This is a genomic window from Arenimonas donghaensis DSM 18148 = HO3-R19, assembly GCF_000743535.1.
Lineage (GTDB): Bacteria > Pseudomonadota > Gammaproteobacteria > Xanthomonadales > Xanthomonadaceae > Arenimonas > Arenimonas donghaensis.
Map to the genome: position 1 here is coordinate 68,659 of NZ_AVCJ01000050.1, position 25,345 is coordinate 94,003.

Here is a 25,345-nt window from a genome sequence, read left to right on the forward strand (position 1 = left end):
CCGGCTATCCTTGGGCGATGCTGCATCTCGCCTCGAAATCACCGCGTCGCCAGGAACTGCTCGCCCAGCTGGGCATGGAGTTCGGCCTGCTCGACGTCGACGTCCCCGAACAGCGCGAACCGGGTGAGCCTCCCGCCGCCTACGTGAGCCGCGTGGCCCGGGAAAAAGCCGGTGCCGGCCTGCTCAAGGTCGTGGCCAGCCGTGGCGCCGTGGTGCTCGGAGCCGACACCGAGGTGGTGCTCGACGACGAGGTCTTCGGCAAGCCCGCCGACGCCGCCGACGCCGCCCGCATGCTGCAGCGGCTCTCGGGCCGGGTGCACGAATGCATTTCCTCGGTCTGGGTGCTCAGCGCCGGCCGGGAACAGCACGCCACCTGCATTTCGCAGGTCCGGTTCGAAGTGCTCACCCAGGCCCGCATCGAGGCCTACATCGCCACCGGCGAATGTTTCGGCAAGGCCGGCGCCTATGCCATCCAGGGTCGTGCCGCGGCCTTCGTCTCCCATCTTTCGGGCAGCCATTCGGGCGTGATGGGCCTGCCCCTGCACGAAACCGCGCGACTGCTGCGCGAATTCGGCCTCATGGACTGAGGAGCCCACCGTGTCGGAAGAAATCCTGATCAACGTCACCCCGCGCGAAACCCGCGTCGCGGTGGTCGAGAACGGCATGCTGCAGGAACTGCACATCGAGCGCACGTCGCGCCGGGGCGTGGTCGGCAACATCTACAAGGGGCGCGTGCAGCGGGTCATGCCCGGCATGCAGGCGGCCTTCGTCGAGATCGGCCTCGAGCGCGCCGCCTTCCTGCACGCGTCCGACATCATGCGCGTGCCGCCCGCGCCGGTCGGCGAAGGCGACGGGGAGGGTGACGTCATCGCGCCGTCGCCGCCGCCAGCCATTTCCTCGCTGGTGCACGAGGGCCAGGAAATCGTCGTGCAGGTGGTCAAGGACCCGATCGGCAGCAAGGGCGCGCGGCTCACCACCCAGGTTTCGATCCCCTCGCGCTACCTGGTCTTCCTGCCGCATTCGCGCGTGCTGGGCGTCTCGGCGCGCATCGAAAACGAAACCGAGCGCAACCGGCTCAAGACCCTGGTCGGCGAGCTGGCCAACGGCAGCGGCCAGGGTTACATCGTGCGCACCAATGCCGAGGGCCAGCCCGCCGAAGCCCTGGCCGAGGACGTGGACTACCTGCGCAAGGCCTGGGGTGCCATCCGCGAGGCCAGCGCCAGCACCCGGGTGGGCCAGCGCATCTATGAAGACCTGGCGCTGCCGCTGCGGGCGGTGCGCGACCTGATGCGCAAGAACGTCGACACCGTGCGGGTGGATTCGCGCGAGGCCTACGACCGGCTCAACGCCTTCGCCCACCAGTTCATGCCCGAACTGGCCGCGCGCATCGAACACTACGCCGGCGAACGCCCGATCTTCGACCTCTACGGCGTCGAGGACGAAATCCAGCGGGCACTGCAAAAGGAGGTCCCGCTCAAGTCCGGCGGCTACCTGGTGATCGACCAGACCGAGGCCATGGCCACGATCGACGTCAACACCGGCTCGTTCCTGGGCCAGCGCAACCTGGAGGAAACCGTCTACCGCACCAACCTCGAGGCCGCGCAGTCGGTGGCGCGCCAGCTGCGGCTGCGCAACCTCGGCGGCATCATCATCATCGACTTCATCGACATGACCGACGACGAGCACAGGCGCCAGGTGCTGCGCACGCTCGAGAAGGGCCTGGCGCACGACCACGCTCGCACCTCGTTCCACGAGTTTTCGCCGCTGGGCCTGGTCGAGATGACCCGCAAGCGCACCACCGACAGCCTCGAGCGACAGCTCTGCGAGCCCTGCCACGAATGCAACGGCCGCGGCACGCTCAAGACCACCGAAACCCTGACCTACGAGATCTTCCGCGAAATCACCCGTGCCGTGCGCCAGTTCGAGGCCCAGCAGCTGCTGGTGATCGCCTCGCCGAAGGTGGTCAACAAGATCACCGACGAGGAGTCGGCGGCCGTCGCCGAGCTCGAGGAGTTCCTGGGTAAATCCATCCGTTTCCAGGCCGACGAGCAGTACGCGCAGGAACAATACGACGTGGTCCTGCTCTAAGCCGGCATGAACAGCCCGCTGCGCCGCCGATTCCGCCATGCCCGCCGCGTGCTGGGCTACGGTTTCCTGGTGGTCCTGATCCTGCTCGCCACCGGCGTGGGTGCGCTCAACCAGCTGCTGCCCCTGGTCGAGCGCCACCCTGAAAAGGTCGCTGGCTGGCTGTCCGAACGCCTGGGCCAGCCCGTCGCCTTCGAAAGCGCCCGCGGCGAATGGACCCGCCGGGGACCGCGTTTCACCCTGGGTGGCCTGCGCATCGGCGAGGGCGAACGCCAACTCGCGGTCGGCCACGCCGAGCTGCTGGTGGCGGTTTATTCCGGCCTGCTGCCGGGCGAGCCGCTGACCGCCCTGAAGGTGCGCGACTTGTCGCTGGTGCTCGAACAGGGCCCCGACCGGCGCTGGCGCCTGGCCGGCTTGCCGTTCGAGCCCAAGCCGGGCGCCGACCCCCTGGACACGCTCGAAGCCCTGGGCGAACTGCAGGTCGAGCGTGCCCGCCTGCAGGTGCGTTCGCCGGCCCTGCAGGCGCCGCTGGAGATGGCCCGGGTGGACCTGCGCCTGCGGGTCGACGGCGACAACGTGGTGGCCGGCGTGCGGGCCTGGGCCGACCCGGCCGCGCCGCCGCTGTCGGCGGTGGCCAGGCTGCGGCGCGACGACTGGTCCGGCGAACTGTGGGCCGGTGGCAAGCGCCTGGTGCTGCAAGGATGGTCGTCGCTGCTGGCCGACACCGGCCTGGTGCTTGCCGGCCAGGGCGACCTCGACCTGTGGGCACGCATCGACGGCCAGCGGGTGATGGACGTACGCAGCCGCGCCGACTTCTCGCCGCTGGCCCTGGGGGCCCGCAGGCCCTGGTTGCCGGGCCCCGAAGGCCGCATGGGGTCACCGCCCGTGGCCTACGAGCGCGCCAGCCTGCTGGCTCGCTGGCAGGCCGACGAGCAGGGCGCCTGGCAGGTGCATGCGCCGCGCCTGCAGCTTCACGAGACCGGCCGGGAGCTGCCGCGACGCCTGGACGGCCTGTGGCTGGCCGGCGGCGAGCGGTTCGCACTGCGCGCGCCACGCCTTGACCTGGTGCCGGTGCGGCAATGGGCCAGCCTCAGTGCCCGGGTGCCCGACGGCCTGCGCCAGTGGCTGCATCGGGCCGCGCCCGAGGGCGAACTGCGCCAGGTGCGGGTGCAGGGCAGCGGCGACGACTGGCAGGCCTCGGCGGCCTTGCACGACATCGGCTGGCGACCCTACGACGCGCGCCCCGGGCTGCAGTCGCTGAGCGGCCATGTCGCCCTCGACCAGGACGGCGGCGTGCTGCAGTTGACCCCCGGGCCGACGTCCTTCCAGTGGCCGGGACGTTTCCGTGAAACCCTGGACTTCCAGCTCGAAGGCCTGCTCGGCTGGTGGCGCGAAGGCGAGGGCTGGACCCTGGGCGCCAGCGGCCTGTCGATCCGCGGCCCCGACTACGGCACCCGGCTGCGCGCCGAACTGGCCTTCCAGGGCGACGGCAGCCTGCCGCGCCTGGACCTGGCGGCGGATGTCGACACCGCCCCGGTGACCGCGGCGGGACGCTTCTGGGTCCAGGGCAAGATGCCCGAGAAAACCATCGACTGGCTCGACCGGGCGCTGCTCGAGGGCGAGGTGCGCGAAGGCCGCATCAGCCTCGGCGGCGACCTCGATCATTGGCCGTTCCGCGAACGCGAGGGCCGCTTCGACGCCCGCGCCGAGGTGGCAGGCGCGCGGGTGAATTTCAGCGACGAGTGGCCTGACGCCGAAGCCCTGGACGTGGCCGTGGACTTCGACGGCGTCGGCATGGGCCTGGCGGGCCAGGCGGAGATCGCCGGCAATCCGGTCGACCAGCTGGCCGGTGGCATTCCCGATTTCCGCGACCCGCGGCTGCAGCTCGACGTCAGCTCGGCCACCCGCGGCGAAACCCTGCAGACCCTGATGCTGGCCAGCCCGCTGGCGGACCAGTACGGCGAACACCTGCGCAAGGCCAGCGTGTCCGGACTGGCGCGGGTCTCGCTGCTGCTCGACCTGCCGCTCGTCGAGCGCCTGGGTGGCCGCCGCATCGAGGGCCACCTGGACCTGGCCGAGGCGCGCCTGGCCGATCCGCGCTGGGACATCGTCTTCACCCGGGTCAGCGGCCGGACCCGCTTCAGCGCCGGCGGCTTCTACACCGAAGACCTGCAGGTACTGTTCGACGACCAGCCCGGCGTCTTCAACCTCACCGTCGGCCACGACACCGACGACCCGGCCTTGGCGGCAAGGGCGCGCCTGCTGGGCGAATTCCCGATCAAGGACCTGCTGGCCCGGCACCCGCCGCTGGCCTGGCTGGACCCGCACGTGGATGGCCGGGGTTTCTGGGACATCCGCGTGGACGTGCCGGCGACGCCCGAAGGCCAGCGCGCGCCCCCCTCGCGGCTTCGGGTCGAAAGCGATCTCGGCGGCGTCCGCCTGGACTTGCCGGCGCCACTGGCCAAGCCGGCTGACCAGGGCCTGCCCATGCGCCTGGACGTGCCGCTGCCGGTCACCGAGGGCGAAGTCCAGCTGCGGCTGGGGGCCCTGGCCCGGCTGCGCGGCAACATCGACGCCCAGGGCCGGCTCACCGGTGCCCTGCGCCTGGGTGAAGACGGACCGCTGGATCTTCCCGACTCGGGCCTGGTGGTGTTGGGCGAGAGCGAGACGCTCGACGCGCTGGGCTGGATCGGGTTTGCCGGTGGCCGCGGCGATGGCGATGGCGCGGACGGCGAAGGGGGCGGCACCGTGCTGCGCACCGTGGACCTGCGGGTTGGTCAGCTGGACCTGATGGGTTCGCTGTTCGCCGACACCCACGTGCGCCTGGCGCGTGGCGCCGAGCGCACCCGGGTGACCCTCGATGGACCTCAGGTCGCGGGGTCGATCGTGATCCCGCTGGCGGAAGGGTCGACCGTCGAAGGCCGCTTCGAGCGCCTGTACTGGCCCGAGAAAAAACTGGTGGACGCGGACGGCAGCGAAGCTAGCGACGGCGCGCCCGTCGCCACGCCGCCGTCCCCGGCCATCGAAGGCACCGTGGAGGCCGTCGCCGCTCCCGAAAAGGCGGGCCAGGATCCGTCGGCCCTGCCGCCGCTCGACTTCCAGGTGCGCGACCTGCGCATGGGCGAACTGGTGCTGGGCGAAACGACGCTGCTGGCGCAGCCCGGGCCAGGCGGCCTGCACATCGACAGCTTCCGCACCCGGTCCGAGGGCTACCAGCTCGACGCCAGCGGCGACTGGCTGCGCACCGGCGACGGCAGCAGCCGCTCGAACTTCGACGTCCGCTTCACGGCCCGTGCACTGGGCGACCTGCTGGGTGCGTTCGGGCTCTCGGGCATGGTCGAGGAGGGCCCGACGATGGGAGAGCTCAAGGGCGGCTGGAACGGCTCGCCCGGCGAGTTCTCGCTGGCGCGTTTCGAGGGACGGCTGAAGGTGGACGTCGGTGAAGGCGCGCTGCTGGAAGTCGAACCCGGCGGCGGCGGGCGCGTGCTCGGGCTGATTTCGCTGGCCGAGATCCCGCGCCGGCTGACCCTGGATTTCAAGGACTTCTTCAACAAGGGCTTTGGATTCAACACCATCTCCGGCGAGTTCGAGTTCGCCGATGGCAAGGCCCGCACGGACCTGCTGCAGATCAACGGCCCGGCGGCGGAAATCCGGGTCAGCGGCTCGACCGACCTGCGCCGCCAGCAGTACGACCAGCGCATCGAGGTGCTGCCCAAGGCCGGCGGCGTGCTGCCCGCCATCGGCGCGATCGCCGGTGGCCCGGTGGGCGCCGCGGTCGGCGCGGTGGCGCAGGCCGTGCTGCAAAAGCCGCTCAAGGAAGCCGCGCGCACCGTGTACCACGTCACCGGCGACTGGGCCGACCCGGTGGTCGAAGTGGTGGAAAAAGGACCCTCGACGCCACCGCCCGCGCCGCGCCAGCCTTGAAGCCGGCGCCCACAGCCCGCATATGGAACCGATGACCCAGACGCTCACCCTGGCGCAATCGCGCCTGCTCGCACCGACCGGCCTCGGCCTGGATGCGCTCGAACCCGTCTTCGGCCGCCTGATGGGCCCGGGCGTCGACTACGGCGACCTGTATTTCCAGCATTCGCGCCGCGAGAGCTGGGTGGTCGAGGACGGCATCGTCAAGGACGGTTCGCATGCCATCGAGCAGGGTGTCGGCGTTCGCGCGGTAAGCGGTGAAAAAACCGGTTTCGCCTATTCCGACGACATCCGCGCCGAAGCCCTGCTCGAATCCGCCGCCGCCGCCCGCGCGATCAGCCGCGACGGCCGCGAGCAGCAGGCCGGCCACCGGGTGGTGGTGCCGGGCCGGGCGCTCTACCCGGCGATGGATCCGATCGACTCGATGGGCACCGACGCCAAGATCACCGCCCTGCGCGAGGTCGACCAGTGGCTGCGCGACGCCGACCCGCGCGTGCAGCAGGTCATCGTCAGCCTGTCGGGCGGCGTCGACACCGTGCTGGTGGCCCGCAGCGACGGCGTGGTGGCCGCCGACGTGCGGCCGCTGGTGCGCTTCAACGTCCAGGTGATCGTCGAGCAGAACGGACGCCGCGAGCAGGGTTATGCCGGCGCCGGCGGCCGCTACTCCTACGAAACGCTGTTCAGCGACGGCAAGCCCCGCGACGTCGCCCGCGAGGCACTGCGCCAGGCGCTGGTGTGCCTGGACGCCGAAGACGCACCGGCCGGCACGCTGCCGGTGGTGCTGGGCCCGGGCTGGCCAGGCGTGCTGCTGCACGAGGCGGTGGGCCACGGGCTGGAAGGCGACTTCAACCGCAAGGGCACGTCGGTGTATGCCGGCCGCATCGGCGAACGCGTCGCCGCGCCGGGCGTCACCATCGTCGACGACGGCACCCTGGCCGGACGCCGCGGCTCGCTGAACGTGGACGACGAAGGCACGCCGACCCAGTGCACCACCCTGATCGAGGACGGCATCCTGCGCGGTTACCTGCAGGACACGCTCAATGCCCGCCTGATGGGCATGGCGCCGACCGGCAACGGGCGGCGCGAAAGTTTCGCCCAGCTGCCCATGCCGCGCATGACCAACACCTACATGCTGGCCGGGAACCACGACCCGGGCGAAATCATCGCCTCGGTGAAGAAGGGCCTGTATGCACCGAATTTCGGCGGCGGCCAGGTCGACATCACCAGCGGCAAGTTCGTGTTTTCGGCCTCCGAGGCCTACCTGATCGAAGACGGCAAGGTCACCCGGCCGGTCAAGGGCGCGACCCTGATCGGCAATGGCCCGGAGGTGATGAACCGCGTCTCGATGGTCGGCAACGACCTCAGGCTCGACGAAGGCGTCGGCATCTGCGGCAAGGACGGCCAGTCGGTTCCGGTCGGTGTCGGCCAGCCGACGCTGCGCATCGACGCGCTCACGATCGGCGGCACGCGCGCGTGAACGCGCGTCGGATCAACCGGCTACTGCGGGTCCGACAGCAGGTCGCGAAGTTCGCGGAAGAGTTCACGGAAGGCGTGGGGCGGTTTGTTCTTCAGCTTTTCCTGGGCCGCGTTGCGGGCCAGCTGGCGCAGGTGCTGGCGATCGGCCGCCGGGTGCTTGTCGAGCAGTTCGGTCAAGGCCGGATCGCCCTCGGCGACCAGCCGGTCGCGCCAGTATTCGACCTGGTGCAGGGCCTGCGCCTCGCGCCGGTGGTCGGATTTGTCGTGGTCGAGCGCGGCGCGGATCGCGTCCAGCGCCTCGGGCTCTTCCCGGCGCAGGTGCTTGGCCAGGAACTGCACCTGCCGCTTGTGGGCGATCTGCGCGGTGATGCGCTGCGCCGCCCGCACGAGGTCGCGCAGGTCCTCGTCCATGGGGATCTGCTGCAGCCGCGCCTCGGGTTGTTCGACCAGGCGCTTGGCCAGCTCGAGCACCGCCAGCGCCTCCCGGCGCTCTTCGCTTCGGCTCGGGCCGGAATCGCCCGCGTCCTCGTTGAATTCGTCTTCTTCGTGCATCGTCCACCATCCGTCCAAGGCGAAAGGATACGCCCATGAGCCACCCCGCCGCACCGCCCGATGATTCCAGCCAGCGCATGCAGCGCCTTTCCGAGGCCGCGCGGGAAGTCCTGCGCCTGGCCGCGGCCCGCGGCGCCAGCCAGGCCGACGTCATCCTCAACGACGACACCGGCCTGTCGGTGAACGTGCGCATGGGCGAGGTCGAGACCGTCGAACGCAACCGCGACCGGGGCGTCGCGGTGACGGTCTATTTCGGGCAAAAAAAGGGCAATGCCAGCACCGGCGACCTGCAGGCGGGCAGCCTGGCGGCGACGGTCGAACAGGCCTGCGCCATCGCCCGCCATACCGAACCCGACCCCTGCAACGGCCTGGCCGACGCGGCGCGCATGGCCACCCAGGCCCGTGACTTCGACTCCTGGCATCCCTGGCCGCTCGACGCCGACGCCGCCATCGCGCTGGCGCTGGAAGCCGAAGCCGCGGGTCGCGCCACCGATGCGCGCATCAGCAATTCCGACGGTGCGTCGGTGCATACCGGCGACAGCGTCTCGGTGTACGCCAACAGCCACGGTTTCCTCGGCGCCGAGCGCGGCACCAGCCAATCGATCAGCGTGTCGATGATCGCCGGTCGCGGCGACGGCATGCAGCGCGACTACTGGTACACCAGCGCGGTGTCGCCCGACGACCTGGAATCGCCGGCCAAGGTCGGCCGCAAGGCGGCCGAGCGCGCGCTGGCGCGACTGGGCCCCAAGCCCATCCGCACCGGCGAATACCCGGTGCTGTTCGCGCCCGAGGTGGCGCGCAGCCTTATCGGCCACCTGCTGCAGGCGGCCTCGGGCGGCGTGCTGTACCGGCGCGCCAGTTTCCTGGTCGACCATGCGGGCAAACGCATCCTGCCCGACTGGTTCCAGCTCGCCGAACGCCCGCACCTGCCGCGCGGGCTGCGCTCCTCGGACTTCGACCATGAGGGCGTGGCCACCGTGGACTCGGACCTGGTGCGCGACGGCGTTTTGCTGCGCTACCTGCTTTCGAGCTACTCGGCGCGCCGGTTGGGACTGGAAAGCACCGGCAACGCCGGCGGCGTGCACAACCTGGAAGTGGCCACCAATGCCGCCGGCCTGCATGAAATGGTCCGCGGCATGGGCACCGGCCTGGTGGTCACCGAGATGATGGGCCAGGGCGCCAACCTGCTCACCGGCGACTATTCGCGCGGCGCGGCCGGCTTCTGGGTCGAGAAGGGCCACATCGTGCACCCGGTCGACGGGCTCACCATCGCCGGCCACCTGCCGGCCATGTACCAGGCGATCGAGGCCGTGGGCGCGGACATCGACGTGCGTTCGCACATCGCCATGGGTTCGCTGCTGGTCGGCCGGATGATGGTGGCCGGGGAGGCCGGGGCGGCTTGACAGCCCCTTCACGAGGCGGGACAGTTAGGAAATCGCGTCGCCTGGGGCGGCGCACCACTGAGAGAGGGGAATCTCGTGAACGACGAAGTAGTCCAGACCGCCGCACCGCAAGAAGACAAGACCATCGCGCTGATCACCCACCTGTCGGGCATCATCGCCAGCTTCATCGTTCCGCTGATCATCTGGCTGATCAACAAGGACAAGCCGGAAAAGGCCTGGATCACCGGGCAGGCCAAGGAAGCGCTGAACTTCCAGATCACCATCGTGCTGGCCTGGATCGTCGCGATCGTGCTGTCCTTCGTCGCGATCGGCTTCCTGCTCTATCCGGTCATCTGGATCGGCAACCTGGTGTTCTGCATCCTCGCTGGCGTCGCCGCCAACAAGGGCGAGAACTACCGCTATCCGGTGACGATCCGCCTGATCTCCTGATCGCGGCCCGACGCGGAATCGAAGAAAGCGGCCTCCGGGCCGCTTTTTTCTTGCCTGCCCGCGCCGGCTCCGGGGCAGCCGCGGTCAACGTCGGTGGACCTGGGCCGTTCTTGTCCTTGCAGGCACGCCTCGAGGACTCCGCGATGACGAGCGAAACCGCGTTTTCGGCCCTCAACCGGTTTGGCCTGGGCGCGCGCCCGGGCGAGGCGGACGGCCTGGGCGACGCCCGGGACTGGCTGCTGGGCCAACTCAGGCCTGGCATCCCCGGCAGCTTTTCCGGCCTGCCCGGCAGCCGCCAGTACCTGGCCCGCGAGCAGGCCTACCTGGCGCGGGCGCGGACGGGCCGGAACGCCGGCGACGACGGGCAGGAACCGGCCGTCGACGCGGTGGCAGGCTTCCGCCAGTCCTTCGGCGCCGACCTGCAGCGCGAATACGGCACGAGGCTGCGGCATGCGCTGGCGACCGACCAGGGTTTCCTGGAGCGGCTGGTGCGCTTTTGGTCCAATCATTTCGCCGTGTCCGTGGACAAGTTCGCGGCCCTGCTCTATGCCGCCCCGATGGAACGCGAGGCGATTCGTCCGCACCTGCTGGGGAAATTCGGCGACCTGCTGGTCTCAGCCAGCCAGCACCCGGGCATGCTGCGCTACCTCGACAACGCCCAGTCCATCGGCGAGCGGTCGCCGATGGCCGAACGGCGGGCGCGCCGCGGCCAGCAGCTGGGCCTGAATGAAAACCTGGCCCGGGAAATACTCGAGCTGCACACCCTGGGTGTCGACGGCGGCTACACCCAGGACGACGTACGCGAACTGGCCCGCGCGCTGACCGGCTGGAGCACGCCCGCGCCGCTCGACGAGCGGGTGTCGGCGCGGCGGCTGCAGCGCGAACCCCTGGGCCCGCACGGCGCGGTCTTCCGTGGCGTTGCCCACGAGCCCGGGGCGCGCGTGGTGCTGGGCAAGCGCTATCGCGAAGCAGGCGCCGACCAGGCCGAAGCGATCCTGCGCGACCTGGCGCTGCATCCGTCGACGGCCCGGCACCTGGCGGGCAAGCTGGCGCGCCATTTCGTCGCGGACGACCCGCCGGCCGCCCTGGTGGACGCGCTCGCGGCACGCTATCTCGATAGTGGCGGCGACCTGGGTGCGATGACGCGGGCGCTGGTCGGGCACCCGCTGGCGTGGTCCGCGTCGGCACGCAAGTTCAAGACCCCGGACGATTTCCTGGTCTCGGCCCTGCGCGCCTTCGCCATCACCGACGTGCCCGATCCGCGCCGGGTCATCGGCCTGCTCGACCGCATGGGCCAGCCACCGTTCAACCCGCGCTCGCCCGCCGGTTTCGCCGACGACGCAGGCGCCTGGGCCGGGGCCGACGGCCTGTTCAAGCGCATGCAGGTGGCCGAGGTCCTGGCGGGCATGGTGCCGCCCGGCGCGACCCCCGGTGCGCGTGCGCAGGCAGTGATCGGGCCGCGGCTCGACGCCGAGACGCGGCGCGCGATGGCCGGCGCCGAATCGCCCGCGCAAGGCATTGCCGTGCTGCTCGCCAGCCCGGCCTTCCAGTGGAGGACCTGACATGAGGATCGATCGTCGCCGTTTCCTCGGCGCCCTGGCCGCTACGGCCTGCGTGGGTGCCTGCCCCGGGCTCACGTTCGCAGCCGGCCCGGGCCCCGATGCCCGCCGCCTGGTCGTGCTGCTGCTGCGCGGTGGCCTCGACGGGCTGCACGCCGTCCCGGCCTACGCCGATCCCGCCTGGCAGCGGCTGCGCGGGAAATTCGAACTCGAATTGCCGGCCGCCACCCGACTGGACGGTCTGTTTGCCTTGCACCCGGCACTGGCCTTCAGTCGCGAACTTTACGGGCGCGGGCAACTGTTGCCGGTGCTCGGCGTGGCGCCGCCCTACCAGGGCCGGTCGCATTTCGACGCCCAGGACTGCCTGGAGAACGGCGGCCGCAAGCCGGGGGAACACCGCGACGGCTGGCTCAACCGCTGTGCCGGCGCCCTGGCCGGCAGCGAGGCGCTGGCCATCGCCAGCGTGACGCCGCTGATCTTCCGGGGACCGCAGCCGGTGGCCAACTGGTGGCCCGGGCTGCCGCGCGAGGTGTCGCCGGCCCTGATGCAGCGCCTGGCCCCCCTGTACGCGCGCGACCCGGTGCTGGCCGGTGCCTACGAAACGGCCATGGCGGCCGCCGAGGAAGGCATGGATCCGATGGATGTCCGGGCGGGCAGGCAATCGCGCCTGCCGATGCTGATGGCCCACGCGGGCCGCGTCATGGCCGAGCCGCAGGGGCCGCGGCTGGCCTTCGTCGAAGACACCGGCTGGGACAGCCACGGCAACCAGGCCAACCAGCTGCAGCGCAAGCTGGCCGAACTCGACGCCGCGCTCAAGGCGTTCCACGATGCCGCCGGCGCGCGCTGGGCGGACACGGCCGTGGTCGTGGTCACCGAATTCGGCCGCACGGCGGCGATCAACGGCACCCGCGGCACCGACCACGGCACCGGCAGCCACGCCTTCCTCGCCGGCGGTGCGGTGCAGGGTGGCCGGATCGCCGGCCAGTGGCCGGGCCTGGCGCCCGCCGACCTCAACGAAGGCCGCGACCTGCGCGCGGGCACCGACCTGCGGGCGCTGTTCAAGGGCGTGCTGGCCTCGCACCTGGGCTTGTCCGAGGCGGTCCTGGCCGAACAGGTGTTCCCGGGCAGCGCCGGTTTGGCGCCCATGGAAGACCTGCTGCGCGCGCGTCCGGCCTGAATCAGGACCGGCGCTCGACCACCAGCCGGGACAGCGCCGACAGCGGGCCGAGGTCGCCGGCGAGTTCTGCGAGCGATGCGTCCATGAGGCCAGCCTGCCGCGCCAGCGCCTCGCGGGCGCCGTCGGGGCCCAACAGGGCCGGGTAGGTCGACTTGCCCTGCGCCTGGTCCTTGCCGGCGGTCTTGCCCAACTGGTCGCTGCTCGCTTCGATGTCCAGCAGGTCGTCGCGGATCTGGAAGGCCAGGCCCAGCGCCGCGGCGAATCGGTCGAGGCTGGCCAGGCGGTCCGGGTCGCGGGTGCCGGCCAGGCCCCCCATGCGCACGGCGGCGCGGATCAGGGCACCGGTCTTGAGCGCATGCAGGCGTTCGAGCTCGGGCAGGGCGAGCGTGGCACCGGTGCCGTCCATGTCCAGGGCCTGGCCACCGCACATGCCAGCGGCGCCGCTGGCCTCTGCCAGGGTCGCCAGCCAGTCCACGCGCAGGTCGGCGGGCACGTCGGCCCGTGCCAGTCGTTCGAAGGCCAGGGCCTGCAGCGCGTCGCCGGCCAGGATGGCCGTGGCTTCGTCGAAGGCGACGTGCACCGTCGGCTGGCCGCGACGCAGGGCGTCGTCGTCCATCGCCGGCAGGTCGTCGTGCACGAGCGAAAACGCGTGCACCAGCTCGACCGCGGCGGCGGCGGCGTGGAGATCGGCTTCGTTCGCATCCACCGCACAGCCCGCGGCGTACACCAGCAGTGGCCGCACGCGCTTGCCGCCCCCGAGCACGGCGTGCCGCATCGCACGGTGCAGGCCATGCGGGGGCTGGTCGGGCGGGGGCAGGCTGGCTTCGAGTTCGACTTCGACGCGCTGCAACCAGCGCGCGAGGCGCGGGTCAGCCGGCATCGGGCTGGAAGGGCTGGGCGCTGTCGGGTTCGGCGGGATCGGTCAGCAGTCGCACGCGCAACTCGGCTTGTTCGAGCGCGCCCTGGCACTGCCGGTAAAGGCTGACACCGCGTTCGTAGGCGGCCAGCGATTCATCGAGCGACATTTCGCCCTTTTCCATCTTCTGGACCAGGGTCTCGAGCTCGTCGAGCGAGGATTCGAACTGCGCGACGGGGGACGGCGGCGTTGCGGGGGTCTTGGCGGCCATGGGCGAAGTTTGGTCGCTCGCGCGGCAAGGGTCAACGGGGTTTCAGGCGACGGTCCAGACCAGGCGCGCACCATGGCGCGTGAGCCAGTCGAGCAGGGTCGCCGAGACGGCCAGGTCGCCGGCGGCCAGCAGGCGGCCGTCGGGGTGGCTGAGCAGGGGCAGGCGCCGGCGCTCCCAGGGCGGGACGCCGAGGTCCTGCAGGACGTGCTTGAGCGTGGTGTGGTGGTCGCGGCCGGGAAGCTGCAGGCGTTCGCCGCCCCGGCGTGCGTGCACCTGCAGCGGTTGCTCGAAAGTGGTGGCGGGCGATACGGCGATGTGGTCACCGGTGGGCAGGGCCAGGGGCGCGCTGCCGTCCCAGCAGGCCTGCCAGTCCGCCGGCAATGGCGTCGCGTCGGTGCCGGCATGCAGCAGGTCGCGCCAGCGGTGGATGACGGCCCCGGCCCAGGCATGGCGGGCTTCGGCATCGGGTGCGGCCGACAGCAAGTCGCGTTCGATGTTTGCCGGGGCATCGGCCGGCAAAGGGGGCAGGCCGCGTCCGGCGACCCAGGCCCGCAGCAGCCGGGCGCGCCAGGCGGCAGGTTCGGCCAGCAGGGCCGGCACCGACAGCGTGGCGGGGTCGAGGCCCTGCACGCGCGCCAGCCGCCGGCGGTCCTCGCCGGCCAGCAGGTCCGCCTGGGTGGCCAGCAGGGTTGCGCTGCGGGCCAGGGAAGTCCCGGCCTGTGGCCAGCGCTCGAGCAGGCGCGGAAAGACGTGGTGGCGCAGGAAGTTGCGGTCGTGCCGGTCCGAGGCGTTGGACGGGTCGTCCAGCCAGTGCAGCGCGTGCTCGCGCGCATAGGCCTGCAGCTGGGCGCGGGGCAGGTCAAGCAGTGGCCGCCACAGCCAGCCGGCGCCGAAACGACGGAACGGGCGCATCGCCGCCAGCCCGTCCCCGGCGCCACGGAGCAGGCGCAGCAGCACGGTTTCGGCCTGGTCGTCGCGGTGGTGGGCGGTCAACAGCAGCTCGCCGGGCGCCAGCTCCTCGGCAAAGGCGGCATGGCGGGCCTCACGGGCGGCGGCCTCCAGGCCGTCTCCGCGCTCTTCTACGGTCACGCGCCGTACGTGCAGCTCGATGCCCAGCCGGGCGCAGTTCTCCGCGCAGGCCTCGGCCCAGGCGCCGGAACGGGGGTGCAGGCCGTGGTCCACGTGCAGGGCGCGCAACCCGCGCGCGCGCAGGTGCGGGGCGGTGGCAAGCCCGTGCAGCAGCACGGTTGAATCCAGCCCGCCGCTGTAGGCCAGCAGCAGCGGGCCGTCGCGGGGTACCGGGGGCAGGGCCAGGACCATGGGGGCGGGGCGGGGCGGGTTCGCCCCGGGCTCAGGCGGCCTCGTAGGCGCCGTAGCGGCGCAGGCGCTGGTAGCGCTGTTCGAGCAGGTCGGCGGACTCGAGGCGGTCGAGGGCGGCCAGCTCCATCTGGATCTGGCGCTTGAGCGTCGCGGCCATCGCGGCCGGGTCGCGGTGGGCGCCGCCCAGGGGCTCGGGCACGATGACGTCGACCAGGCCGTGTTCGTGCAGGCGCACGGCGGTCAGGCCCAGGGCCTCGGCGGCATCGCGGGCCTTGTCGGCCGATTTCCACAGGATGGACGCGCAGCCTTCCGGCGAAATCACCGAATAGGTGCCGTATTCGAGCATCAGGGTGCGGTCGCCGACGCCGATGGCCAGGGCGCCGCCGGAGCCGCCTTCGCCGATGACGGTGCAGATGACCGGAATCCGGAGCTCGGCCATTTCCAGCAGGTTCCGGGCGATGGCTTCGGACTGGCCGCGCTCCTCGGCGCCGACGCCGGGGTAGGCGCCGGGCGTGTCGATGAAGGTGAGCAGGGGCAGGCGGAAACGCTCGGCCATCTTCATCAGGCGCAGTGCCTTGCGATAACCCTCGGGCCGCGGCATGCCGAAGTTGCGGCGGATCTTGGCCTTGGTGTCCCGGCCCTTCTGGTGGCCGATGACCATCACCGCGCGCCCGTCCATGCGCGCCAGGCCGCCGACGATGGCGGCGTCGTCGGCGTAGGCGCGGTCGCCGGCGAGTTCATGGAACTCTTCGAACATCAGGCCGATGTAGTCGTTGGTGTAGGGCCGCTGCGGATGACGGGCCAGCTGGGAAATCTGCCAGGGCGTGAGGGCCTTGAAGATTTCGGCGGTGCGCGCGCGCAGTTTCTCCTGCAGCCCGTTCACTTCGGTCTCGATGTTCACCGCCGGGCCGGTGCTGGCCTTGCGCAGTTCCTGGATCTTGGCTTCCAGTTCGGCGATGGGTTGTTCGAAATCGAGGAAGTTCGGGTTCATTCGGATACTCGGTTCGGCCCCGCGCAGCCTGCGGGCGGCGTCTGGAGCAAATACTCAGGACCGCGATTCTATCGGGCTTGGCCCCGGCAGGCCACGCCCGCGGCCCGCGAGCGCCGCGAACGCGGCGTGGGTGGTGCGGGCCTCAGCCGCCCTGCTGCCAGGGGCGGTGCAGGGCCAGGCTGACCTGGCTGACCCCGGGCAGGGCGCGCAGCTGGCTGAGCAGTCCCGGTTCGGTGCGCACGCCCAGGGCGCCATTGACGTCCAGGCTGCCGCGGGCCTTGCGCGGGCTCAGCAGGTCCAGGCGCAGCGGGGTGGCCCCGGGCCGGAATCCGGCCAGCGCGGCCTCGAGACGCTCCCAGGCGCCACGGGCCCGCAGGTCGACGGTGATCGACAGCCGTCGCGCGTGCTCGGCGCACAGGGCGTGGAAGTCCCAGCATTGCCGGGCCCGCAGCACGAAGCCGCCGCTGAACTGGTCTTCGGCCAGGTTGCCCTCGACCAGCAGGATGCGGTCGCGCGAAAGCAGGTGGCCCGATTCGGCGAAGGCCTCCCGGAAGAAGGCGACTTCGAGCTGGCCCCGGCCATCCTCGATGCGGGCGAAGGCCATGGTGTCGCCGCGCTTGCGCACCGCGCCGACCAGGCCGGCCAGCACCACCGGGGCTTCGCCACGGCGATCCTTCTTGCTGCTCCACAGCGCGTCGAGGTCGGCCAGGCTGGCACCGACCAGTGACTTGAGTTCTTCCCGCCAGGGATCGAGCGGGTGCCCGCTCAGGTAGTGGCCCAGCGTCTCGCGCTCGCCCAGCAGCTTGGTCTCCAGCGGCCAGTCGGGCGCCTCGGGCAGCTCGATGTGGATGGCGGGCGCGTCGCCGCCGCCCCCGAACAGCGACACCTGGCCGGCCTCGCGCTCGCGCGCCAGCTGTTCGGTCGCCTTCATCGCCTCGGGCACCTGCAGCAGCAGCGAGGGCCGGTTGGCGCCGATCGCGTCCAGGGCGCCTGCGTGCACCAGCGCCTCGAGCACGCGGCGGTTGAGCTTGACCGCGTCCACCCGCTGGCAGAAATCGAGCAGGTCGCGGAACTCGCCGCCGGACTTGCGCGCTTCGACGATGGCCTCGCAGGCCCCGCGGCCGACGCCCTTCACCGCGCCCAGGCCATAGCGCACGGTCTTGGCATCGAGTGCCTCGAACATGTAACCCGAGGCGTTCACGTCCGGCGGCAGCACCGCCAGGCCGATCTCGCGCGACTCGTCCAGGAAGGTCACCACCTTGTCGGTGTTGTCCATGTCCGAGGACATCGTCGCGGCCATGAACTCGGCCGGGTAGTGCGCCTTGAGCCAGGCGGTCTGGTAGGCGACCAGCGCGTAGGCGGCCGAGTGCGACTTGTTGAAGCCGTAGTCGGCGAATTTCTCCATCAAGTCGAAGATGGCGGTGGCGTTGCCCGGGTCGATGCCGCGCTCGGCCGCGCCGGCCTCGAACTTGACGCGTTCCTTGGCCATCTCCTCGGGCTTCTTCTTGCCCATCGCGCGACGCAGCAGGTCGGCGCCGCCCAGCGAGTAGCCGGCCAGGACCTGGGCGATCTGCATCACCTGTTCCTGGTAGACGATCACGCCGTAGGTCGGCTTGAGGATGGGCTCGAGCAGCGGGTGCGGGTAGCTGACCTCGGCGCGTCCGTGGCGGCGGTCGATGAAGTCGTCCACCATGCCCGCGCCCAGCGGGCCGGGGCGGTACAGCGCCGCCAGCGCGATCAGGTCCTCGAAGGTCGAGGGCTGCAGCTTGCGGATGTATTCCTTCATGCCGCGCGATTCGAACTGGAAGACCGCCGTGGTCTGTCCCTTCGAAAGCAGCGCGTAGGTGTCCGGGTCGTCCAGCGGCAGCGCCAGGATGTCCACCGGTTCGATGCCGGCGCGTTCGCGGCGGGCATTGATGGCCTTCACCGCCCAGTCGATGATGGTCAGCGTGCGCAGGCCCAGGAAGTCGAACTTCACCAGGCCGACCGCTTCGACGTCGTCCTTGTCGAACTGGGTGACGATCGAACGCGAGGACTCGCCCTTGGCCAGGTGCTCGGCGAACAGCGGGCTGAAGTCGGTCAGCGGCGTCGGCGCGATGACCACGCCGCCGGCGTGCTTGCCGGCGTTGCGGGTCAGGTCTTCGAGGCTGCGGGCCAGGTCGACCAGGTCGCGGACGTCGTCTTCGGACTGGTAGCGCGCGATCAGCTCGGCCGACGCCAGGTCGGCGTCCTTGCGCGCTTTTTCGCTCAGGCCCAGCGCATCGTCGAGGGTGATGCCCAGGGTGTTGGGGATGAGCTTGGCGATCGAATCGACGAAGCCGTAGGGATGGCCGAGCACGCGCCCGCAGTCGCGCACCGCGGCCTTGGCGGCCATGGTGCCGTAGGTGATGATCTGGCTGACCTTGTCGCGGCCGTACTTGCGGCCGACGTAGTCGATCACCTCGTCGCGGCGGTCCATGCAGAAGTCGACGTCGAAGTCGGGCATGGACACGCGTTCGGGGTTGAGGAAACGTTCGAACAGCAGGTCGTAGCGCAGCGGGTCGAGGTCGGTGATGCCCAGCGCGTAGGCCACCAGCGAACCGGCGCCCGAGCCGCGGCCCGGCCCGACCGGGATGTCGTTGGCCTTGGACCAGTTGATGAAGTCGGCGACGATCAGGAAGTAGCCCGGGAAACCCATCGAACCAATGACGTCGAGCTCGCTGTCCAGGCGCGCGGCGTAGTCGGACGCCGACTTGCCCGGCGCCAGTTCGATGCGGGCCAGGCGCGCGGACAGGCCGCGGTGTGATTCCTCGCGGATCCAGCTGTCGAGCGTATGGCCGTCGGGCACCGGGAAGTCGGGCAGGTAGTACGTGCCCAGGCTCAGCGCCATATTGCAGCGCTTCGCCAACTCGACGGTGTTCTCCAGCGCCTCGGGCAGGTCGGCGAACAGTTCGGCCATTTCCTCGGGCGACTTCAGGTACTGCTCGCGGGTGTACTCGCGCGGACGCTTGGGGTCGTCGAGCACCCGGCCGGTGGCGATGCAGACGCGGGCCTCGTGCGCCTCGAAGTCGTCGCGCGACAGGAAGCGCACGTCGTTGCTGGCCAGCAGCGGCAGTCCGCGCTCGCCGGCCAGCGCCGCGGCGGCGGCATTGAAGGCGTCCTCGCCTTCGCGGCCGGTGCGGGTCAGTTCCAGGTACAGGCGGTCCGGGAAGGCGCGCGCCAGTTCATCGAGCTGCTGGCGGGCGGCTTCTTCGCGCCCGGCCAGCAGGCAGCGGCCGACCGGGCTTTCGCGGCCGGCGATGGCCACCAGGCCGGCGCAGTCGGCGTACAGCCAGTCCGGCTGCACCGCCACGTAGTCGCCGGCATGGCCGTCGAGGTAGGCGCGGCTGACCAGGCGCGACAGCGCCAGGTAGCCTTCCTGGTCCAGGCACAGCAAGGTGATGCGGGCCGGCGTGCCGCCGTTCTCGATCCACAGGTCGGCGCCGGCCAGTGGCTTGAGGCCGGCAGCTTCGGCGGCCTTGTGGAACTTGACCAGGGCGAACAGGTTGCTGGTGTCGGTGACCGCGACCGCGGGCAGGCCCAGCGCGGCACAGCGCGACACCAGCTCCGGGATGCGGATGCTGGAATCGGTGAGCGAGTATTCGCTATGCAGGTGGAGGTGGACGAATCGGGGCGTCATGCCGGCAGCCGTGGGCGAGCCGGCAGTTTACCCCGAGGGCGACCGGGCCCGCCCCCCGGTCATGCCCCGGCCGTCACGAAACCCGGAACAGCGGTGGCAGCGGCTGGCTGGCGGCGTAGGGTCGGGCGCGCACGTCGCGACGCTGCTGCAGCAGCGCCAGTTCGGCCAGGCGGGTGTTCTCCCAGGCCTGGCGGCGTTCGGCGCCACTGCCACGCGGTTGTTCGTCGCGGCGGAAGGCACAGAAATCGCCGTAATCCAGGGTCTGGTCGCGGAAGGCCGGCCAGGCCAGCTCCACCAGCAGGGCATCGTCGAGCTGGCCGACCAGCGGCAGGTCGTCCGGGATCAGGTCGTTGACCTCCTGCAGGTAGCTGATGAGCATGCGCGAGCGCTCGCGCAGTTCGGCGTCGAGCTCCCAGTCGCTGTCGTTGAGCATGCGGCGCAGGTGTTCGACACGGCGCAGGCGTTCGGCCAGGACCGCCACCGCGCGTTCGCGCGGCTGGTCCTGCAGCCAGCGGGCCAGGGTGACGAGCTGGTCGGCACTGACGCGCGGCGCGTTCGGATCCAGCTGCGCCAGCAGCGCGTTGAAACGTGCCACCGCGGAGTCTTCCAGCGCCAGGTCGCCGACATGGCGGCGGCGGGAGTCGGTGGACTCGGGCGGCAGGCGCAGGGCGAGCGGATCGTGGAAGGTGGACTGCATGACGGCCTCCTTGGGCATGGGACGCAGGGTGGATTCCCTGCGCACCTGCCTGTTTCAGATGCCGTGCCAGCTTGCTTGGTTGCAGCGGATTTATCGCCCTCCGTAAGTCGGTGTGACCTTCGGCCCAATTCAGGCAGGCGACAGTTTCACCGCGTCGATCACACCACGCGCAGGCCACCTTCGAGCGGGCCGTAGTCGACATAGTGCTGGTGACGGACCCGATGCAGCTGTTCCCAGAGCGCGCCTTCCTCGAGTCGCGTGTGCAGCCAGTCCTCGCGCGTGGGCTGGCCGTCGAAGCCATCGCCGGATTCGTCGCGGAAGCGCTGGAAATCGCGATAGTCCTCCAGCTCCTCGGCGACCATCGGCCACGCCAGTTCCACCAGCAGCGCATCATCGAGACGGCCAACGCGCGGCGTATCGTCGGGGATCAGGTCGCGCTCGCGTTCGACGTACTCCAGCAGGCGGCCAATGCGCTGCGCCAGCGCCGGTTCGATGGCCCAGCCCGGATCCTGGGCCATGGCCTGCAGTTCGGCGAGGCGGCCAAGCCGTGCCTGCAGCAGGGCTTCACCCTGGGCCGGCGGCAGGTCCATCAGCCAGCGCGCAACGCTGGCGACGGCATCGGCGTCGACATGGGGTGCGTCCGGGTGCAGTTCGTGCAGCAGGTCGTTGAATTCCGCGATGTCGTGCGGGGCGATCGGCACGGGGCCGGCGAAGGCCGGGCCGTCGTGGTGGACATGGCGGGGCAGGGGCAGGGGCGTGCCTGCCGGGAGCGGGGGGTCGTGGCGCATGGCAGTTCTCGCTGCCGGCCGGGTGGGGGCGCGGTGCGCGGCTGGTCGGCAGTGGCCGCGGGCCGCCGCATCCGCCGGGATGCAAGGTTTTTTCTACGCCTGCAGGGCGCGGGTGTCCAGTGCCTGCGCGTTCAGTCGACCAGGGACGGCGACAGCAACACGCGCACCGGCGCGAAGCTGCGGCGGTGCACGTCGCAGGGCCCGAGGCGGCGCAGTGCGTCGAGGTGTTCCGGCGTCGGATAACCCTTGTGCAGGGCGAAGCCGTAGCCCGGGTGCGTGTGCTCGAGTTCGCGCATGTAATCGTCGCGGGCCACTTTCGCCAGGATCGAAGCCGCCATGATCGCCGGCTCCCGCGCATCGCCCTTCACCAGTGCTTCCGCCGGGCAGGGCAGGTCGCGGGGCAGGCGGTTGCCGTCGATCAGGGCCGCCCCGGGCGAGGGCGAAAGCGCGCGCAGCGCGCGCGACATGCCGGCCATCGTCGCGTGCAGGATGTTGAGTCGGTCGATCTCGTCCGGCCACACCCATTCCAGGTGCCAGGCCAGTGCCTGGGACTGGATCAGCGGTGCCAGTCGTTCCCGGCGCTGGGCGGAAAGGGCCTTGGAATCCCCCAGGCCGGCGACCGGCCGGGCCGGGTCGAGGATGACCGCCGCGACCGCGACCGGCCCCGCCAGCGGGCCGCGTCCGGCCTCGTCCACGCCGGCGACCAGGACCGCAGTCATCGCGCCGGCATCAGTTCGGCCACGGCGTCGGCCGCCGCGGCGTCGGCGTCGCCGCGCAGCTTGGCGTGGATGTGTTCGTAGCGGGGCAGCAGCGCGTCGCGTGCCTGCGGATCGCGGAACCACAGCATCACCGCCTCGGCCAGGTTTTCCGGCGTGCAGTCGTGTTGCATCAGCTCGGGCACGATCGGTTCGTTGGCCAGCACGTTGGGCAGGCTGTAGCGGCTGACCCGCATCAGGCCCAGGGCCATCACCAGCCGGTAGGTGAGCGCGGAAATGCGGTAGCCCACGACCATCGGCCGCTTGGCCAGCATGGCTTCCAGCGCCGCCGTGCCCGAGGCCAGCAGCACCACGTCGGACGCCACCATCACGTCATGGGCCTGGCCGTCGAATAGCGCGACGTTGGCCAACTGCGACTGCGCCAGGCCGCGTTCGATGGCCTCGCGGCAGCCGGGGTCGGCGGCCGGGACCGCGACGGCCAGGCCGGGCAGCTGCAGCGTGACCTGGCGCGCCGCGTCGATGAAGGTCGGCCACAGGCGCTCTATCTCGCCCTGGCGGCTGCCGGGCAGCACGGCCAGCACCGGGATGTCGGGTGCCAGGCCCAGGCGTTCGCGCGCCGCCGCGCGGTCGGGCACGGCGGCGAACGCCTCGGCCAGGGGATGGCCGACGAAACGCGCGTCGACGCCATGGCGCTGGTAGATCGGCGGCTCCATCGGGAACAGGCACAGCACGCGGTCGGCGCTGCGGCCGATCTTCGCCGCGCGTCCTTCGCGCCAGGCCCAGACCGAGGGGCTGACGTAGTGCACGGTGGTGATGCCGGCCTGCTTGAGCTTGCGCTCCAGGCCCAGGTTGAAATCGGGGGCGTCGATGCCGACGAAAACATCGGGCTGCCAGTCCAGCAGGCGCCGGCGCAGCCTGGCGCGCAGGCGCAGCAGGCGGGGCAGGTGGCGCAGCACCTCGGCCAGGCCCATCACCGCCAGTTCCCCGCTTTCGTGCCAGGCCTCGAAGCCTTCCGCGCGCATGCGCGGGCCGCCGATGCCGGCGAACTGCGCGTCCGGGAAACGGCGCCTGAGCTCGCGAACGAGTCCGGCACCCAACAGGTCGCCGGACGCTTCCCCGGCGACCAGGGCGATGCGGGGGCGGCGTGCCGGACGTTCGGCCATGCCGGGCCTAGCGCAGCAGGCCGCGCCCGCTGTGTTCGATGAAATCGAGCATCAGCTGCACGTCCTGCGAATCGGCGGCGCCGGCGGCCAACTGCCCGCGCACTTCCGCCAGCGGCTTGCCCGAGAGGTACAGTGCCCGGTAGGCGCGCTTGATGGCCGAGATGCGCTCGCTGTCGAAGCCCCGGCGCTTGAGCCCTTCGGCGTTGATGCCGCGAGGCCCGGCGTATTTGTCGGCGACCATCACGAACGGCGGCACGTCGGCGTTGACCAGGCTGCCCATGCCGATGAAGGCGTGGGCGCCGATCTTGCAGAACTGGTGGATGCCGGCGAATCCGCCCAGGATCGCCCAGTCGCCGACCTGGGCATGGCCGGCCAGGGTGGCGTTGTTGGCCAGGATGCAGTGGTCGCCGACGACGCAGTCGTGGGCGATGTGCACGTAGGCCATGATCCAGTTGTGGCTGCCGATGCGGGTGATGCCGCCGCCGTCGCCGGTGCCACGGCTGAGGGTGGTGAACTCGAAGATGGTGTTGCCGTCGCCGATGACCAGTTCGGTGCGCTCGCCGGCGAATTTCTTGTCCTGCGGGTCGTTGCCGACCGTGGCGTGGGCGTGGATGACGTTGTCGCGGCCGATCCGGCAGGGGCCGCTGATCACCGCGTGCGGGCCGATCCTGCAGCCGTCGCCGATCTGCACGTCCGCGCCGATGATGGCGTAGGGCCCGATCTCGACCCGCTCGCCGAGCCGCGCCGTGGCGTCGACCAGGGCAGTCGGGTGGATCACTCCTCCTTACCCTCCGCACACAGGATCTCGGCGCTGGCGACGACCTTGCCGTCGACGCGCGCCGAGCACTCGTACAGCGCCATGTTGCGGATGTTGCGCTTGAGCACGACCTCGATGTCGAGCTGGTCGCCCGGGACCACCATGCGATTGAAGCGGGCGTTGTCGACCTTCACCAGGTAGAACAGCTTGCCTTCGCCGATCGCGTCGCGCGGCAGCGAGAGCTGCGTGAGCAGGCCGCCGGCCTGGGCCATCGCCTCGATCACCAGCACGCCGGGCATCACAGGGCGGCCGGGGAAATGGCCCTGGAAATAGGGTTCGTTGAAGGTGACGTTCTTCAGCGCGCGGATGCGCTTGTGCGCGTCCAGCTCGACCACCCGGTCGATCAGCAGGAAGGGGTAGCGGTGCGGCAGCAGGTTCAGGATGCAGGCGACATCCACGGGCAGCTTGATGGCGTCTTGGCTCATCCTGGGGTTCCTTGGGGGACTTTAGTCCTTGGGCGGGGGTGCCATTCTACGCGCCAGCGCGTCCAATTGCCGGAATCGGGCGGCATTGCGGCGGAAATGCCGGCCTTCCTGCACGGTCATGGCCGAGGCGTATTCGCCCGGCTCGGTGATGGACGCGGTCACCAGGCTCATGGCGGTGATCGTGACCTTGTCGCAGACCGTAAGGTGCCCGGCGATGCCGGCGCCGCCGCCGACCAGGCAGTAGCGGCCGATACGCGCCGATCCGGCGACGGCGACGCAGCCGGCCATGGCGGTGTGGGCGCCGACGTGCACGTTGTGGCCCAGCTGCACCAGGTTGTCCAGGCGCACGTCTTCCTCGAGCACGGTGTCTTCCAGGGCGCCGCGGTCGATGCAGGTGTTGGCGCCGATCTCGCAGTCGTCGCCGATCGCGACGCCGCCGAGCTGGGGCACCTTGAGCCAGCGGCCGGCCTCCATCGCCAGGCCGAAGCCCTCCGCGCCCAGCACCGCACCCGGATGCACGCGGACCCGCGCGCCGAGCCGGACGCGGGCCACCAAGGTCACCCGGGCGATCAGTTCGCAGCCGGGCCCGACCACGCAGTCGTCGCCGATCACGCAGCCCGGGCCGATGATCGCGCCGGCCGCGATCCGGCTGCGGGCGCCGATGCTGGTGAAGGGGCCGACGTGGGCACCGGGATCAACGATGGCATCGTCCGCGACCACGGCGGCGGGATGCACGCCGGGCTCGCGCAGTGGCCGGGGTTCGAACAGGGCCGCGATGCGGGCGAAGGCCGCGTAGGGCGAGGCGGCCACCAGGCAAGGCACCGGGCAGTCGGCGGCATCGGCCTCGGCCAGCACCACCGCCGCGGCGCCGGTGCCGGCGAGTTCGCGCCGGTAGCGGGGATTGGCCAGGAACGCCAGCTGGCCGGCGCCGGCCGCCGACAGGGTGGCGACGCCGCGGATGCGGACATCGCCATCGCCGCGCAGGGCCAGGCCGAATTGCCCGGCGAGTTCGGCCAGCGTCGGCGACGGGGCCGGCATCGC

At 71.1% G+C, this 25,345-nt stretch carries 21 protein-coding genes; 8 read left to right on the forward strand and 13 right to left on the reverse strand.

Annotated features, from left to right (window positions below; all coding sequences use genetic code 11):
* Positions 1 to 17: 17 nt before the first annotated feature.
* From N788_RS12690 to tldD, 4 genes are read left to right on the forward strand one after another with little or no spacing between them, the layout of a single operon-like run.
* Complete coding sequence (locus N788_RS12690) at positions 18 to 587, forward strand: Maf family protein (protein ID WP_034225682.1); 570 nt, start codon at positions 18 to 20, stop codon at positions 585 to 587.
* Between the two features lie 10 nt (positions 588 to 597).
* Complete coding sequence (rng, locus tag N788_RS12695) at positions 598 to 2,088, forward strand: ribonuclease G (RefSeq protein ID WP_034225684.1); 1,491 nt, start codon at positions 598 to 600, stop codon at positions 2,086 to 2,088.
* 6 nt (positions 2,089 to 2,094) lie between these two features.
* On the forward strand, positions 2,095 to 6,009 hold the full coding sequence (locus tag N788_RS12700; RefSeq protein ID WP_034225686.1) for a YhdP family protein: 3,915 nt from the start codon (positions 2,095 to 2,097) through the stop codon (positions 6,007 to 6,009).
* Positions 6,010 to 6,040: 31 nt separating this feature from the next.
* The gene (tldD, locus tag N788_RS12705; RefSeq protein ID WP_034225832.1) at positions 6,041 to 7,483 is read left to right on the forward strand and encodes a metalloprotease TldD; all 1,443 of its coding nucleotides are present in this window, start codon (positions 6,041 to 6,043) and stop codon (positions 7,481 to 7,483) included.
* Positions 7,484 to 7,503: 20 nt separating this feature from the next.
* Here tldD and yjgA read toward each other — a convergent pair whose 3' ends face one another.
* Positions 7,504 to 8,034 carry a ribosome biogenesis factor YjgA gene (gene yjgA / locus N788_RS12710; RefSeq protein WP_034225688.1) on the reverse strand — a complete coding sequence of 177 codons (531 nt, stop codon included), beginning with the start codon at positions 8,032 to 8,034 and terminating at the stop codon, positions 7,504 to 7,506.
* Between the two features lie 35 nt (positions 8,035 to 8,069).
* Here yjgA and pmbA point away from each other — a divergent pair, with 35 nt between their 5' ends.
* The 4 genes from pmbA to N788_RS12730 all read left to right on the forward strand — a co-directional run bounded on the left by pmbA (position 8,070) and on the right by N788_RS12730 (position 12,602).
* Positions 8,070 to 9,437 carry a metalloprotease PmbA gene (pmbA, locus tag N788_RS12715; protein WP_034225689.1) on the forward strand — a complete coding sequence of 456 codons (1,368 nt, stop codon included), beginning with the start codon at positions 8,070 to 8,072 and terminating at the stop codon, positions 9,435 to 9,437.
* Between the two features lie 75 nt (positions 9,438 to 9,512).
* Complete coding sequence (locus tag N788_RS12720) at positions 9,513 to 9,866, forward strand: DUF4870 domain-containing protein (RefSeq protein ID WP_034225690.1); 354 nt, start codon at positions 9,513 to 9,515, stop codon at positions 9,864 to 9,866.
* A 143-nt stretch (positions 9,867 to 10,009) separates the two neighbouring features.
* Positions 10,010 to 11,428, forward strand: coding sequence for a DUF1800 domain-containing protein (locus tag N788_RS12725; RefSeq protein ID WP_034225691.1), 1,419 nt, complete (start codon positions 10,010 to 10,012; stop codon positions 11,426 to 11,428).
* 1 nt (position 11,429) lies between these two features.
* Positions 11,430 to 12,602, forward strand: coding sequence for a DUF1501 domain-containing protein (locus N788_RS12730; protein WP_034225694.1), 1,173 nt, complete (start codon positions 11,430 to 11,432; stop codon positions 12,600 to 12,602).
* Position 12,603: 1 nt separating this feature from the next.
* Here the strand turns inward: N788_RS12730 and N788_RS12735 are convergent, their stop codons facing one another.
* The 12 genes from N788_RS12735 to lpxD form a co-directional block, all read right to left on the reverse strand.
* A complete protein-coding gene (locus N788_RS12735) occupies positions 12,604 to 13,482 on the reverse strand; it encodes a polyprenyl synthetase family protein (protein ID WP_034225696.1) in 879 nt (292 codons plus the stop codon).
* Positions 13,472 to 13,729, reverse strand: a complete 258-nt coding sequence (locus N788_RS12740; RefSeq protein WP_034225698.1) for an exodeoxyribonuclease VII small subunit — start codon at positions 13,727 to 13,729, stop codon at positions 13,472 to 13,474. The genes N788_RS12735 and N788_RS12740 overlap by 11 nt, the downstream gene beginning before the upstream one ends.
* 42 nt (positions 13,730 to 13,771) lie before the next feature.
* The gene (tilS, locus tag N788_RS12745) at positions 13,772 to 15,049 is read right to left on the reverse strand and encodes a tRNA lysidine(34) synthetase TilS (RefSeq protein WP_034225706.1); all 1,278 of its coding nucleotides are present in this window, start codon (positions 15,047 to 15,049) and stop codon (positions 13,772 to 13,774) included.
* A gap of 31 nt (positions 15,050 to 15,080) precedes the next feature.
* Entirely contained in the window at positions 15,081 to 16,040 is a 960-nt protein-coding gene (locus N788_RS12750) for an acetyl-CoA carboxylase carboxyltransferase subunit alpha (protein WP_034225708.1), read from the reverse strand.
* Between the two features lie 142 nt (positions 16,041 to 16,182).
* Positions 16,183 to 19,698: a DNA polymerase III subunit alpha gene (gene dnaE, locus N788_RS12755; RefSeq protein ID WP_034225711.1), complete on the reverse strand. Its 3,516-nt coding sequence runs from the start codon at positions 19,696 to 19,698 to the stop codon at positions 16,183 to 16,185.
* A gap of 73 nt (positions 19,699 to 19,771) precedes the next feature.
* Complete coding sequence (locus N788_RS12760) at positions 19,772 to 20,395, reverse strand: YkvA family protein (RefSeq protein ID WP_160171932.1); 624 nt, start codon at positions 20,393 to 20,395, stop codon at positions 19,772 to 19,774.
* Positions 20,396 to 20,553: 158 nt separating this feature from the next.
* The gene (locus tag N788_RS14105) at positions 20,554 to 21,183 is read right to left on the reverse strand and encodes a YkvA family protein (RefSeq protein ID WP_051924649.1); all 630 of its coding nucleotides are present in this window, start codon (positions 21,181 to 21,183) and stop codon (positions 20,554 to 20,556) included.
* A gap of 131 nt (positions 21,184 to 21,314) precedes the next feature.
* Positions 21,315 to 21,902 (reverse strand): ribonuclease HII, encoded by a 588-nt coding sequence (gene rnhB / locus N788_RS12770; protein WP_034225716.1) that lies wholly within the window; start codon positions 21,900 to 21,902, stop codon positions 21,315 to 21,317.
* Positions 21,899 to 23,062 carry a lipid-A-disaccharide synthase gene (lpxB, locus tag N788_RS12775; protein ID WP_084696047.1) on the reverse strand — a complete coding sequence of 388 codons (1,164 nt, stop codon included), beginning with the start codon at positions 23,060 to 23,062 and terminating at the stop codon, positions 21,899 to 21,901. Before lpxB ends, rnhB begins: the two co-directional genes overlap by 4 nt.
* Before the next feature lie 7 nt (positions 23,063 to 23,069).
* A complete protein-coding gene (gene lpxA, locus N788_RS12780; protein WP_034225720.1) occupies positions 23,070 to 23,840 on the reverse strand; it encodes an acyl-ACP--UDP-N-acetylglucosamine O-acyltransferase in 771 nt (256 codons plus the stop codon).
* Positions 23,837 to 24,304: a 3-hydroxyacyl-ACP dehydratase FabZ gene (gene fabZ, locus N788_RS12785; protein WP_034225723.1), complete on the reverse strand. Its 468-nt coding sequence runs from the start codon at positions 24,302 to 24,304 to the stop codon at positions 23,837 to 23,839. Before fabZ ends, lpxA begins: the two co-directional genes overlap by 4 nt.
* A gap of 21 nt (positions 24,305 to 24,325) precedes the next feature.
* Complete coding sequence (lpxD, locus tag N788_RS12790) at positions 24,326 to 25,342, reverse strand: UDP-3-O-(3-hydroxymyristoyl)glucosamine N-acyltransferase (protein WP_034225726.1); 1,017 nt, start codon at positions 25,340 to 25,342, stop codon at positions 24,326 to 24,328.
* Positions 25,343 to 25,345: the final 3 nt, after the last annotated feature.

Coding starts and splice junctions, on each gene's coding strand:
- N788_RS12690 (WP_034225682.1), top strand. CDS start 18: ATGCTGCATCTCGCCTCGAAATCACCGCGTCGCCAGGAACTGCTCGCC.
- N788_RS12700 (WP_034225686.1), top strand. CDS start 2,095: ATGAACAGCCCGCTGCGCCGCCGATTCCGCCATGCCCGCCGCGTGCTG.
- tldD (WP_034225832.1), top strand. CDS start 6,041: ATGACCCAGACGCTCACCCTGGCGCAATCGCGCCTGCTCGCACCGACC.
- yjgA (WP_034225688.1), bottom strand. CDS start 8,034: ATGCACGAAGAAGACGAATTCAACGAGGACGCGGGCGATTCCGGCCCG.
- pmbA (WP_034225689.1), top strand. CDS start 8,070: ATGAGCCACCCCGCCGCACCGCCCGATGATTCCAGCCAGCGCATGCAG.
- N788_RS12725 (WP_034225691.1), top strand. CDS start 10,010: ATGACGAGCGAAACCGCGTTTTCGGCCCTCAACCGGTTTGGCCTGGGC.
- N788_RS12730 (WP_034225694.1), top strand. CDS start 11,430: ATGAGGATCGATCGTCGCCGTTTCCTCGGCGCCCTGGCCGCTACGGCC.
- N788_RS12735 (WP_034225696.1), bottom strand. CDS start 13,482: ATGCCGGCTGACCCGCGCCTCGCGCGCTGGTTGCAGCGCGTCGAAGTC.
- N788_RS12740 (WP_034225698.1), bottom strand. CDS start 13,729: ATGGCCGCCAAGACCCCCGCAACGCCGCCGTCCCCCGTCGCGCAGTTC.
- tilS (WP_034225706.1), bottom strand. CDS start 15,049: ATGGTCCTGGCCCTGCCCCCGGTACCCCGCGACGGCCCGCTGCTGCTG.
- N788_RS12750 (WP_034225708.1), bottom strand. CDS start 16,040: ATGAACCCGAACTTCCTCGATTTCGAACAACCCATCGCCGAACTGGAA.
- dnaE (WP_034225711.1), bottom strand. CDS start 19,698: ATGACGCCCCGATTCGTCCACCTCCACCTGCATAGCGAATACTCGCTC.
- N788_RS12760 (WP_160171932.1), bottom strand. CDS start 20,395: ATGCAGTCCACCTTCCACGATCCGCTCGCCCTGCGCCTGCCGCCCGAG.
- N788_RS14105 (WP_051924649.1), bottom strand. CDS start 21,183: ATGCGCCACGACCCCCCGCTCCCGGCAGGCACGCCCCTGCCCCTGCCC.
- rnhB (WP_034225716.1), bottom strand. CDS start 21,902: ATGACTGCGGTCCTGGTCGCCGGCGTGGACGAGGCCGGACGCGGCCCG.
- lpxB (WP_084696047.1), bottom strand. CDS start 23,062: ATGGCCGAACGTCCGGCACGCCGCCCCCGCATCGCCCTGGTCGCCGGG.
- fabZ (WP_034225723.1), bottom strand. CDS start 24,304: ATGAGCCAAGACGCCATCAAGCTGCCCGTGGATGTCGCCTGCATCCTG.
- lpxD (WP_034225726.1), bottom strand. CDS start 25,342: ATGCCGGCCCCGTCGCCGACGCTGGCCGAACTCGCCGGGCAATTCGGC.